The organism is Phenylobacterium kunshanense, from assembly GCF_003254525.1.
Classification (GTDB): domain Bacteria; phylum Pseudomonadota; class Alphaproteobacteria; order Caulobacterales; family Caulobacteraceae; genus Phenylobacterium; species Phenylobacterium kunshanense.
On sequence record NZ_QFYS01000002.1, the window covers coordinates 102,827 to 115,033 of the forward strand.

Annotated in this window: 10 protein-coding genes; 6 read left to right on the forward strand and 4 right to left on the reverse strand. The window is 69.7% G+C overall.

All coding sequences use genetic code 11. The annotated features are described in order from the left end of the window. Positions 1-2: 2 nt before the first annotated feature. Positions 3-1,460 (reverse strand): glucose-6-phosphate dehydrogenase, encoded by a 1,458-nt coding sequence (gene zwf / locus DJ019_RS04765; RefSeq protein ID WP_111274857.1) that lies wholly within the window; start codon positions 1,458-1,460, stop codon positions 3-5. Positions 1,461-1,604: 144 nt separating this feature from the next. Between zwf and otsB the strand changes: the two genes are divergently transcribed. The 5 genes from otsB (at position 1,605) to DJ019_RS04790 (ending at position 8,554) form a co-directional block, all read left to right on the forward strand. After that, a complete protein-coding gene (otsB, locus tag DJ019_RS04770; RefSeq protein ID WP_111274858.1) occupies positions 1,605-2,354 on the forward strand; it encodes a trehalose-phosphatase in 750 nt (249 codons plus the stop codon). Next, positions 2,351-3,745 (forward strand): alpha,alpha-trehalose-phosphate synthase (UDP-forming), encoded by a 1,395-nt coding sequence (gene otsA, locus DJ019_RS04775; protein WP_111274859.1) that lies wholly within the window; start codon positions 2,351-2,353, stop codon positions 3,743-3,745. The genes otsB and otsA overlap by 4 nt, the downstream gene beginning before the upstream one ends. Next, positions 3,745-6,369 (forward strand): DNA ligase D, encoded by a 2,625-nt coding sequence (gene ligD, locus DJ019_RS04780; RefSeq protein WP_111274860.1) that lies wholly within the window; start codon positions 3,745-3,747, stop codon positions 6,367-6,369. Before otsA ends, ligD begins: the two co-directional genes overlap by 1 nt. A gap of 136 nt (positions 6,370-6,505) precedes the next feature. Then, the gene (locus tag DJ019_RS04785) at positions 6,506-6,967 is read left to right on the forward strand and encodes a chemotaxis protein CheW (RefSeq protein WP_111274861.1); all 462 of its coding nucleotides are present in this window, start codon (positions 6,506-6,508) and stop codon (positions 6,965-6,967) included. Between the two features lie 93 nt (positions 6,968-7,060). Further along, on the forward strand, positions 7,061-8,554 hold the full coding sequence (locus tag DJ019_RS04790; protein WP_111274862.1) for a carboxylesterase/lipase family protein: 1,494 nt from the start codon (positions 7,061-7,063) through the stop codon (positions 8,552-8,554). Positions 8,555-8,562: 8 nt separating this feature from the next. On the opposite strand, the gene DJ019_RS04795 is transcribed toward DJ019_RS04790, so the two are convergent. Genes DJ019_RS04795 through DJ019_RS04805 form a run of 3 tightly spaced genes read right to left on the reverse strand, consistent with a single transcriptional unit; the run spans position 8,563 to position 11,325 of the window. After that, positions 8,563-9,378 carry a hypothetical protein gene (locus tag DJ019_RS04795; protein ID WP_111274863.1) on the reverse strand — a complete coding sequence of 272 codons (816 nt, stop codon included), beginning with the start codon at positions 9,376-9,378 and terminating at the stop codon, positions 8,563-8,565. Position 9,379: 1 nt separating this feature from the next. Next, positions 9,380-10,162 (reverse strand): enoyl-CoA hydratase/isomerase family protein, encoded by a 783-nt coding sequence (locus DJ019_RS04800; protein ID WP_111274864.1) that lies wholly within the window; start codon positions 10,160-10,162, stop codon positions 9,380-9,382. Then, positions 10,159-11,325 (reverse strand): acyl-CoA dehydrogenase family protein, encoded by a 1,167-nt coding sequence (locus tag DJ019_RS04805; RefSeq protein ID WP_111274865.1) that lies wholly within the window; start codon positions 11,323-11,325, stop codon positions 10,159-10,161. Before DJ019_RS04805 ends, DJ019_RS04800 begins: the two co-directional genes overlap by 4 nt. A gap of 137 nt (positions 11,326-11,462) precedes the next feature. Between DJ019_RS04805 and DJ019_RS04810 the strand changes: the two genes are divergently transcribed. Next, positions 11,463-12,203, forward strand: a complete 741-nt coding sequence (locus tag DJ019_RS04810) for an IclR family transcriptional regulator (RefSeq protein ID WP_111274866.1) — start codon at positions 11,463-11,465, stop codon at positions 12,201-12,203. The last annotated feature ends 4 nt before the right edge of the window (positions 12,204-12,207 follow it).

The following is a 12,207-nucleotide window of genomic DNA, read 5'->3' on the forward strand; positions in this document are numbered from 1 at the left end:
CCTCAGTCCGACCAGGCCTTGCCGAAGCGTTCGATCAGGGCGAAGGCCCCGGCCGGCCCCCAGCTTCCGGCCGCGTAGGGTTTGGGCTGGATATTGGCCTCGGCCCAGGCGTCGGCGACGCCGTCGACCCATCGCCAGGCCTCCTCCACCTCGTCGCGGCGGACGAACAGGGTGGCGTCGCCGTTGATCACGTCCAGCAGCAGGCGCTCGTAGGCGATCCGCCGGCGCCCGCCCTTGCCCTCGTAGGCGCCCAGCAGCGACAGGGACAGCGGCAGCGACTGGAGGCGCATGCCCCCAGAGCTCAGGCCCGGCGCCTTGTTCATCAGGGTGAGCTTGATGTCCTCGTCCGGCTGCAGGTCGATGACCAGGCGGTTGGGCGACAGGTCGTGGATCGAGGCCTGGCCGAAGATGGAGTGCGGCACCGGCTTGAACTGGATCGAGATCGAGGTCCGCTTCTCAGGGAGGCGTTTGCCGGTGCGAAGGAAGAACGGCACGCCGGCCCAGCGCCAGTTGTCGATGTCGGCGCGCAGGGCGACGAAGGTCTCGGTGCCGCTCTTCTGGCCGCGCTCGGCCTCATAGCCCTCCACCGACTTACCGCCCACGACGCCCGGCGTGTACTGGCCGCGGATCGACTTCTCCGCCGCATCGACGCGGGTGAAGCGGCGCAGCGAGCGCAGCACCTTCACCTTCTCGTTGCGCACCGAGTCCGGCTCCATGTCGGCCGGCGGCTCCATGGCCACCAGGCAGAGGAGCTGCAGCATGTGGTTCTGCAGCATGTCCCGCAGGGCGCCGTATTCGTCGTAGTAGGGCCAGCGGGCGCCGACCCCCTCCGTCTCGGCCACCGTGATCTGGACGTGGTCGATGGACAGGCTGTTCCACAGCGGCTCGAACAGGGTGTTGGCGAACCTGAGCGCGATCAGGTTCTGGACCGTCTCCTTGCCCAGGTAGTGGTCGATGCGGAACACTTGGCTCTCGTCGAACACCTCGCTCAGCACGCCATTGATGTGTCGCGAGGTGGCGAGATCCCGGCCGATCGGCTTCTCCAGCACGATCCGGGACTCGGGCGTGGCGAGGCCGGCCGCCGCCAGCGACACGCAGATCTTCTCGAACAGGCTGGGCGAGACGGCGAGGAAGAAGAATGGCCGCGTCGCCTCACCGAGGCCGGCCTTCAGCGCCTGGGCTCCCTCGGGCGTGGTGGCGTCGGCGCCGACGTAGGCGATGCGCGCGGAAAAGCGGGCCCAGATGGCTTCGTCCAGGCCTTCGGGGCGGTCGCTGAGGATCTTGTGTACCACCTCGAGGAACGCCTCGCGGGTCAGCTCGCCGCGGGCTGTGGCGACGATCCGGAATCCGTCCGGCAGGAATCCGTCGGCGTCCAGGAAGTACAACGACGGCAGCAGCATGCGCCGCGCCAGGTCGCCGGTGGCGCCGAAGAGCACGATGGCGTCGGCTTCGACGGGCATGGATGGTCCTTCCTCTGCGGAGGCCGGAGACCACCGCGCGCCGCCCGGCGGGTCAAGGGGCGAGGCTGCATTTCCGCGCAGCGCGCGTTCGTTGGATCGATCGAGGCCCATCCGCGTTTAGGTTGCACCTCGGGTGGGAGTTCCATGACGCTCGACGCGATCGCCCTCGGCCTGCCTGCGCCCAAGCCCCTGCGGCTGGCGGGCTCGGCCCTGTTCCTCGATCTGGACGGCACGTTGGCGCCGATCGCCGCGCGGCCGCAGGACGTGCGTCCCGACGCGCGCCGCACGCGGCTGCTCGAGCGGCTGGCCGAAGGATTGGACGGACGTCTCGCCGTCATCACCGGGCGCACCCTGGAGGACGTCGACCGCATTCTTGAGGGGCGCATCGCCTGCGTCGCCGCCGTCCACGGTCTCGTCCGCCGCGACGCCGATGGCGGCCTGCACTTGCCGCCTGAACACCCGGGACTGGCGCACGCCATCGAGGCGCTGCGTGCGTTTGCGGCGGGGGATCCAGGCGTCATTGTCGAGGAAAAAGGCCCCAGCGTCGCCCTCCACTACCGGCTGGCGCCCGGCCGCGCCGCGCAAGCCCAGGCTCTCGCACGTCGGCTCGCCGGCGAGACCGGTCTCACCCTGCAGGAAGGCGACATGGTGGAAGAGCTGCGTCCGCCGGGCGCGGCCAAGGGCGACGGCATTCGCGATTTCATGGCCACCGACCGGTTCCAGGGCGCGCGGCCGATCTTCGCCGGTGACGATGCGACCGACGAACACGGCTTCGCCGAAGTCGCCCGTCTCGGCGGGTACGGCGTGCTGGTCGGCCGCCCGCGGTCCACCGCGGCGCTCTACGGCCTGAGCGGCGTCGAGGACGTGCTGGACTGGCTGGAGGCCGCCCGATGAGCCGGCTGATCGTCGTCTCCAACCGGGTGAACCCGCCCAGCGGCGAGGGCGAGGAAAGCGTCGGCGGCTTGGCCATGGCGCTGGCGGCCGCGTTGAAGCAGAGCTCCGGGATCTGGTTCGGCTGGAGCGGCCAGACCACGCCCGAATTCACCGGTCACCTGCGGATCGAGACCGTGGGCGGCGTGACCGCCGCCACCGTCGATCTGGAGGACCAGGACCTCGACGAATACTACAACGGCTACGCCAACAAGACCCTGTGGCCGTTGTTCCACTACCGGACCGACCTGGCGGCCTTCGATCGGGCCTACGATGCCGGCTACCGGCGGGTGAACGCCCGCTTCGCCGAGACCCTGCGCCCCCTGATCCGCCCGGACGACCTGATCTGGGTCCACGACTACCATCTGATCCCCCTGGCTCGGGAGCTCAGGGCGCTGGGGGTGAAGAACCGGATCGGCTTCTTCCTGCACGTGCCCTGGCCGGCGCATCAGGTGATGATCAACCTGCCCCGCCATCGCCAGCTCGTGGAGGCGGTGTTCGACTACGACCTCGTGGGTTTCCACACCCCGGAGTACCAGCAGGCCTTCGAGGACTATGTGCTGAACGAGGCCGATGGGCTGGTCGCCGCCCCGGGCCGCCTGAAGGCGTTTGGCCGGACGGTGGAGGTCGGCGCGTTCCCGATCGGCATCGATGCCGACGACTTCGCCCGGCTGGTGAAGAGCCCGCGGGCCCACCGGATGCGCGACCTGATGACGGCGTGCACCGTGTTCCGCCACCTGATCGTCGGCGTCGACCGGCTGGACTATTCCAAGGGACTGGAGGAGCGGTTCCTGGGCTTCGAACGGTTCCTGACAGACAATCCCGACCTGCGGCGCGAGGTGCTGATGCTGCAGATCGCGCCCGTGAGCCGCGAGGCGGTGGAGGCCTACCAGGAAATCCGCGGCCGGCTGGACGCCCTCTCGGGCCGCATCAACGGCGAGTTCTCCGACGTGGACTGGGCCCCGTTCCGCTATGTGAACAAGAACTACCGCCGCGACGAACTGGCCGGGATCTACGGCGCGGCGCGGGTCGGGCTGGTGACTCCCCTGCGCGACGGCATGAACCTGGTGGCCAAGGAATTCGTGGCCGCCCAGAATCCCGACGACCCCGGCGTCCTGGTCCTGTCGCGCTTCGCCGGCGCCGCGGGCCAGATGCCCGACGCCCTGCTGGTCAACCCGCACAGCGCCGAGGAGGTAGCCGACGCCCTGCGCCGCGCCCTGGCGATGGAGAAGCCCGAGCGGATCCGGCGCTGGCGGGCGCTCTTCGAGTCGGTGCAGCGGGAGGACGTCACCGCCTGGCGGAACGCCTTCGTGGCCGCCCTGGCCGGCGACGCGGCGCTCCAGGCCGCGGTCTGATGGGCGCTCCCCAAAGGGCCGATTCCCTGTCCCGATACCGGTCGATGCGGGACTTCTCGAAGACCGCGGAGCCTGCCGGGGCGGACCGTACGCAAGCGTCCAACCGGCTGCGGTTCGTGGTCCAGAAGCACGCCGCGACGCGCCTCCACTACGACTTCCGCCTGGAGCTTGACGGCGTGTTCCTCTCGTGGGCGGTGACCCGCGGACCGTCCCTGGACCCCAGCGACCGGCGGCTGGCCGTGCAGACCGAGGACCACCCGCTCGACTACGGCGACTTCGAGGGGACGATCCCCAAGGGGCAGTATGGCGGCGGCACGGTGATGCTGTGGGACCGCGGCTACTGGGAGCCGGAGGGCGATCCCCACGCCATGCTGAAGAAGGGGGACCTGAAGTTCACTCTGGACGGCGAGCGGATGAAGGGCTCGTGGGTGCTGGTGCGGATGAAGCGCCGCGCGGGGGAAAAGCGCGACAACTGGCTGCTCATCAAGCACCACGACGGCTGGGCTGTGGAGGATCGCGGCGAACGCCTGGTGGAGGGCGAGACGACGTCGGTGGCCTCGGCCCGACCCATGGAGGACATCGCCGCCGGCCGCGGCAAGGGGCCGTCGAAGTTCATGACCGGCAAAGGCCGCACATCCTCCAAGGGCGTCTGGCAGTCGAAGCCGCGCGAGGATCCCGAGCCCCGCGTCGCGCCGAAGGCGAAGCGGCCGACGGTGACGGCGCCCTCCGCCCTGCCCGGCTTCGTCCCGCCCCAGCTCGCCACCTCCGTGGACCGGCCGCCGCAGGGCGAGGGTTGGGCGCACGAGATCAAGTTCGACGGATACCGTCTCCAGCTTCGCGTCCTGGAGGGCAAGGCGAGCCTCAAGACCCGCAAGGGCCTGGACTGGACGGCCCGGTTCCAGGCCATCGCCCGCGACGCCGCCGCCCTGCCCGACGGGCTGTACGACGGCGAGGCCTGCGCGCTCGACGCCGCGGGCTCGCCCGACTTTCCCGCCCTGCAGGCGGCGCTTTCGGAAGGCCGGACGGATGACCTGATCTACTTCCTCTTTGACGCCCTGTTCCTGGACGGAGAGGACCTCCGCGGCCTGCCCCTCGCCGAGCGCAAGGCGCGGCTGGCGGCCGTGATGAAGAGAGCCGGCCGGAAGCTGGAGCGGCGGATCCGCTACGTCGACCACTTCGAGACCGCCGGCGACGCGGTGCTGCAGTCTGCCTGCCGCCTCTCCCTGGAAGGGATCGTCTCCAAGCGCATGGACGCGCCCTACCGGTCGGACCGCACAAACAGCTGGCTGAAGTCGAAGTGCCGCGCGGGGCACGAGGTGGTGATCGGCGGCTGGACGGGCGGGGCCGGCCAGCTCCGCTCCCTGCTGGTGGGCGTAAACCGGGACGGCAAGCTGCTTTACGCCGGCCGCGTGGGGACGGGCTTCGGCCGCGACACGGTCGCCCGCGTTCTACCGCGCCTTCGCCAGGTCCGGGCGGACCGAAACCCCTTCTCCGGTCCCGGCGCGCCCCGCGGGGGTGAGGGCGTGCACTGGACGCGACCGGAGCTCGTCGCCGAGATCGAGTTCGCAGGCTTCACCGGCTCTGGCATGGTGCGGCAGGGCGCGTTCAAGGGACTTCGGGAAGACAAGCCCGCGCGCGAGGTGGAGGCCGAGACGCCGCAACCCGTGAACAAGGCAGAGCTGGCCACGCCGAAGCCGGCCCGCGGCGCCCCGACGGGGGCCGGGAACAACGTGGTCATGGGCGTCACCCTGTCGAGCCCCGACAAGGCGCTCTGGCCCGACGACGGCCGGGGCGGCGCAATCACCAAGCTGGACCTCGCCCGCTACCTCGAGGCGGTCGCCGACTGGATGCTGCCCCACCTCAAGGGCCGCCCCTGCTCGATCATCCGCACCCCCGAGGGCATCCAAGGCGAACGCTTCTTCCAGCGTCACCTCGGCAAGGGATCCTCGGCCCTGGTCTCCGCGGTCGAGATCGCGGGCGAGGACAAGCCCTACCTCCAGGTGGACAGGGTCGAGGCGCTGGCCGCCCTGGCCCAGATCGGGGCCACCGAGTTCCACCCCTGGAACTGCCGGCCGTTCGAGCCGGAGGTCCCGGGCCGTCTCGTGTTCGACCTCGACCCTGACGAGGCCATTCCGTTCGACCGGGTCATCGAGGCCGCGAAAGAGGTGAAGGCGCGTCTGGAGGCTCTGGGCCTCGTCGCATTCTGCAAGACCACCGGCGGCAAGGGGCTGCACGTGGTCACGCCGCTGTTGGGCGGGAAGGGGCAGGCGGACTGGCCCGCCGCCAAGGCCTTCGCTCGGGGGGTCTGCGCTGCCATCGCCGCCGACGCGCCCGACCGCTACACGGTCAACATGGCCAAGGCGAAGCGCAAAGGGCTGATTTTCCTTGATTATCTGCGCAACGACCGCATGGCCACGGCGGTCGCGCCCCTGTCTCCCCGCGCGCGCCAGTTGGCGACCGTGTCGTTCCCGCTGACCTGGGGCCAGGTGAAGCCAGGCCTTGATCCCAAGGCCTGGACGATCCGCACTGTCCCGGCGCTCCTGAAAAAGTCCAGGGCCTGGGCGGACTACGATGAGGCCGAACGGCCCCTCACCGACGCGATCGGAAAGCTGAAACGCGGCTGACAGCGCAGCTTGCGTCAAGTCGCCGCAGCAAAGCCGCCCCCAATTCACCAATGAGAAAGCGATGGCCTGTAGGGAAAGGCTGAGTTCACACGCGTATTGACCAGGTCCTGGCGAGCAGCAGCCGGAGTTTCACAAGATGTCCCTTCCCGCCGAAATCTCCGCTGGCCGCGAACTGATCGTGGTCGAGATCGCAGGCCAGCGGTTCGCGATCGACATCATGTCGGTGCGCGAGATCCGTGGCTGGACGGCCTCCACCCGCCTGCCGCATGCGCCGGGCCACGTGCTGGGGATGATCAACCTTCGCGGCCAGGTGCTGCCGGTGATCGACTTCGGCGCCCGCCTCGGCCTCGCCGGCAGCGAGCCGAACGCTGCCTCCGTGGTCATCGTGGCCGAGATCGAGGACCGCCTCGTGGGCCTGCTGGTCGACGCGGTCTGCGACATCCTCACCCTCCAGGCCGGCATGCTGCAGGCGACCCCGGACGTGGGATCGGCCGAGGTGCGCACCTTTGTCCGCGGCGTGATCACGGTGGACGACTCCATCGTCACCCTGCTGGCGCTGGACGCGGTGATCCCCGAGGACGAGATCCTGGCCGCCTGACGGGTTCAGGGTCGCTCGCCGCCCCCCGACACAATCGCGCAACAGGCGGGCGCTAGGCACACCGGAAATTCGAAAAGAATATCCGGGGGAAACATGCTCTTTCGCGCTCTGGCGGCCGGCGCTCTCGCGCTGTCGTTGGCCGTCCTGCCCGCCGCCGCCCAGGCGCCTGCGGACGCCTTCGCGTCCGACGTGACCCAGGTGGTCAAGGTCCGCGACGGCGCGCTCAGGGGAACCGTCAGGGACGCGGTGGCCTATCACCTCGGCGTCCCCTACGCCGCCCCGCCGGTCGGCGACCTCCGGTGGCGGCCGACGGCCGCGCCCGCGCCCTGGACCGGTGAGCGCGACGCCTCGAAGCCCGGCGCAAGCTGCCAGGCCAGCGAGGACTGCCTGTTCCTCAATGTCGTGCGACCGGCCAACGCCAGGCCTGGCGCGAAGCTGCCGGTGATGGTCTGGATCCACGGCGGCGCCTACGTCATCGGGACCAGCATGGGCGCCTTCGGCGGCGACACCGAGGGGACGAACTTCGCGCGGCAGGGGATCGTCCACGTCAGCCTGAACTACCGCCTCGGCCGCGCCGGGTGGTTCGCCCATCCGGCGCTGACCAAGGAGGGGGCTACCGGCAACTACGGCATGATGGACCAGGTCGCGGCCCTGAAGTGGGTTCAGGCCAACATCGCCGCGTTTGGGGGCGACCCCAAGAACGTCACCATCTACGGCGAGAGCGCCGGCGGCATCTCGGTGCTGTACCTGATGCTGTATCCGGAGGCGAAAGGCCTGTTCCACAAGGCGATCGGCCAGAGCGCCTTCGCCCGCCACAACCCCACGCCGCTCAAGACCGCCGAGGCGGCGGGATCCAAGGCCGCCGAGGCCGCGGGCGTCACGGGCGACGGCCCCGAGGCGGCTGCGGCGCTCCGGAAAATTCCCCTGTCGGCCATGCCCTATTCAGGCAGCTTCGTGGGTCGCGCCGGTCCGATCCTGGACGGGACCTGGATCGCCGGCGGCGTCGCCCAGGGCTTCGCGGCAGGGCGCCAGGCCAAGGTTCCGCTGATGATCGGCGGCAACTCCAACGAGGCGAGTCTCGTGCGGCCCCAGCCGGCGCAGCTCGACGCCCTGCCCGAGGACCGCAAGGCCGCGGTGCTGAAGGTGTTCGATCCGCAAGAGACCGGTGACCGGGCCCGGGTCGTCAACGATCTCGTCACCGTCCAGATGATCACCGAGCCCGACCGCAACGCGGCCCGGCTGCACACCCGGGCCGGCCAGCGGGCATATCTCTACTATTTCAGCCACGTCCCGGCGGCGCAGAAGGCGTCGCAACCCTATGGCGCCCGCCATACCGACGAGATCCGCTTCGTCTTCGGCGCCCCAGCCGCGAAGTTCGACGCCGCCGATAAGGCGCTGTCCGACGCCATGACCACCTTCTGGGCCAACTTCGCGAAGACTGGAGCGCCGGGGGCAGCCGGCGGCGTGACCTGGCCGAGGTTCGACCTCGCCCGGGAACCGCAGGTCGAGTTCGCCGACGGTCAGGTCGCGGTGCGTGAGCAGTTCCTGAAGGACTGGCGCGACGTGGTCGAGACCGCGGCGCGGTAGCTGGCCGCTCAGCACGCCGGCGTAGGGCTCACCCGGCGGATCGTCACCTGCTCGTTCACCGAAGCGCCCGGGGCTTCCTCGATGCGGCGCTGGGTCAGGGCGATCACCCGGCCGTCGCGCACCGAGAGGGTGGCTTCGGTGGTGAAATCCTGCCGAATGCCGGTGTTGCGGCCGACGGCGGCGCGCACGATCCGCACCGTGCAGCCGGGCTTCAGTTCCTTGACATCCGACAGCGCCCGGCCCGGCGGCGTGCGACGATCGTCCGTCACCTCGGACATGCCCACCGGCACCGCGCCCTTGGGCTCCATGATCGCCAGCAGGCGCACGTCGCCCAGCACCATGTCCTGGGCCGCGTACATTGGCGCCTGACCGAAACGCTGGTGATACGTCAGCCGGATCGGGTCGTTCGCCGGCAGGGCCGCGTCCACCGCCTTGAGCACCCCGACCTTGAACGCCTCCCAGTTTGACAGGCCAACAAGGGCGCCATCGGCCCGGAGCTGGAAGTCCAGCGGGATACCGATCAGCGCCTTGAGCGCCCTCTCCATGGCCGGACCCGAGGTGTCTGTCAGGCTCGCCTCGCGCAGGGTGTAGCGCAGCTTCAACCCGTCGCTCTCAACGCCAAGCACCTCCAGGTCGAACACCTGGGTGTTCGACTGGTGGGCCGAACCGTCGGCGTTGGTCTCGGCGTATTTCGACTCGCTGCGATAGCGATACAGGTCGCCGACTGCGTCGGGCCGCGTACGGACCTCCACGGCGGCCCGCATCTGCGCCGCCGCCGGCGAGGCGACGGCGACGAGAGCGAGCGCCAGGAGGCCGGATCGCATCCTATCTGCCCTGGAACGCGCCGGGCCGGCGCTCAGCCACCGACCGGACGCCCTCGGCGAAGTCCTCGGTGGCGCGCAGGATCGTCTGCTCCTCGTGCTCGATCTTGGTCTGGGCGCGCACGTCGGCCGCGAGCTGGGCCCGCAGGGTCTTGCGGGTCGAGACCACCGCCAGCGGGGCGTTTTCGGCGATCTCCTTCGCCAGCCGCAGGGCCGCGCCGCGCAGCTCCTCGGCCGGGACCAGTTCGTCCACGAGGCCCCAGGCCAGGCCTTCCTCCGCCTTGATGCGGCGGCCGGTGAGGAACATCAGGCTGGCGCGTTGCTGGCCCACGACGCGGGGAAGCGTGTGGGTCAGGCCGAAGCCGGGGTGGAACGCCAGCTTCACGAAGTTGGCCACGAACCGGGCTTCGGGCGCCGCGACGCGGAAGTCGGCGACCATGGCCAGGCCCAGGCCCGCGCCCACGGCCGCGCCCTGCACCGCCGCGATGATCGGCTTCTGGATCGAGAACAGCCGCACCGCCTGGTCGTACAGATCGCCCACGCCGCCCATGCCCGACGCCACCTTGTCGGTGGGCGAGGAAAAGTCGGCGCCGCCCGAAAAGGTCCGGCCCTCGGACTGGATGACGATGGTCCGCACCGCGTTGGCCGCGTCGGCCGCCTCCATGGCCTCGGCCAGGTCGGCCATGAACTCCACCGAGACGAAGTTGTGCGGCGGACGGTCCAGGGTGACCACGGCCACGTGTCCGTCCAGCGCGACCTTCACATGGTCGCCGTAAGCTTGCTTCATCGTCTCGTCCCCAACAGGTTTCGGGCCACGACCCACTTATGGACCTCGGTCGGGCCATCGTAGATCCGCATCGTCCGCAGCTTCGCCTGCATGAGCTGCAGCGGTAGTTCCTTGGTCATACCCATGGCGCCGAAGGCCTGCATGGCCCGGTCCAGGGTCTCGTACGCCATCTCGGTGGCGAACCATTTGATCATGCTGATCTCGGAGCGCACGTCACGCCCGTTGTCCAGCTTCCACGCGCAGTCGTAGGTCATCAGGCGCGCGGCGTGGATCTTGGTCGCCGCCTCGGCGACCCAGAACTGGATCGCCTGGCGCTCGCTCAGCGGCATCCCGAAGGTCTTCCGCTGCGGGGCGTACTCGATGACCATCTCCATGGCGCGCTGGGCCATGCCGATCGACCAGGCCGCCATCTGGATGCGCCGGGTGCCGAGGCGCGTCTGCATCGGCGCGAAGCCCTGGCCCTCCTGGCCGAGCAGCTTCCAGCCCTCGACCCGGCAGTCCTCCAGCGCCACCTCATAGGTGTACTGCCCGCCCAGCATGGGGATGCGGCGCAGGACGTTGAAGCCGGGCGTGCCCTTGTCGACCAGGAAGGCGCTGATGCCGCCCCGGGCGCCCTTCTCGACGTCGGTTACCGCCATCAGGATCGTGAAGTCGGCGTCGGCCGCCCGGGTGATCCAGATTTTCCGGCCGTTGATGATCCAGTCGTCGCCGTCGCGTACGGCGCGGGTGGTCATGGCGGCCGGGTCGGAACCGGCGCCCGGCTCGGAAATGCCGATGGCCGACGTAGTCTTACCGGCGACGTAGGGCGCCAGGTACGCCACCCGCTGCCGCTCGTTCACTGTCTGCATCAGCATCCGCAGGTTCGGACTGTCGGGCGGCAGGGTGTAGGGCGTCACGCAACGCCCGATCTCCTCCTCCACCCCGACCATGGCCACCATGGGCAGGTCCGAGCCGCCCACGTCCTCGGGCGCGTCCAGGCCGAACAGGCCCAGCTCGTGCGCCTTGGCGTCCAGGCGCGCCTGCGTCTCGGCGTCAAGATAGAGACCCTTACCTTCGGCCTCGCGGGCCATCACCCCGGCTTCCAGCGGCATCAGTTCGTCGCGGACGAAGTTGGCCACCAGGTCGCGGAGCATCCGGTGCTCTTCGGCGAGCTCGAAGTCCATGGCGTTTCCCCGTGTCGTTGCGGCCATTGAACAGGCCCGCGCGAACGGATACTAGGCCTTGCGGAAATCGCCCATATATGGATCGTATTTCCACATATGTGGATGATTTCTCCACGGACAGAGCTGGCGAGGGTATTTTGGCCGAGGACGCGGTCAAATCGGCGAAGCGGGCGCTGGAGATCCTGGAGCTGTTCAGCCGCCATCGCCGGCCGCTGGCCCTCAAGGAGGTGCTGGAGGAGCTCGGCTATCCCACCTCCAGCGGCTCGGCGCTGATGAAGTCTCTCGTGGCCCTCGGGTACCTCGACTACGACCGCGAACGACGCACCTATTTTCCGACCATGCGGATCGCCGCCCTGGGCGCCTGGGTTCCCACGGCGCTGTTCGGCGACGGCCCGCTACTGCCGGCGCTCGAGGACCTGCACCGGCGCCTCGACGAGACCGTGGTCCTGGCGGTGCAGAGCGACCTGCACGCCCAGTACGTGCACCTGATCCACTCCGCCGACGCACTGCAGTTCCGAGCCCCGCCCGGCACCCGACGCCCGCTGGCCCGCTCCGGACTCGGCCTGGTCCTACTTTCCGGTAAGACCGACGCGGAGATCGAGCGGCTGCGCCGGCGCATCAACGCTTCGGGCGACGGCGCCACCCAGACTCGCGAGGAACTGATGGCGCGGGTCAACGAAGTGCGCGCTCGCGGCTATGCCTTCTCCAGGAACAGTATCTCGCCCGGGCTCGGCATCATCGGCGCGGCCCTGCCCAAGGGGCCGTTCGGCCGCATGTTCGCGGTGGGAGTAGCCGGTCGGGTGGAACGGCTGGAAGCCAAGAAGGACATCATCGTGGAAGAGCTGCAGGCCATGATCCTGCGGCTCGAGCACGCGTAACCAA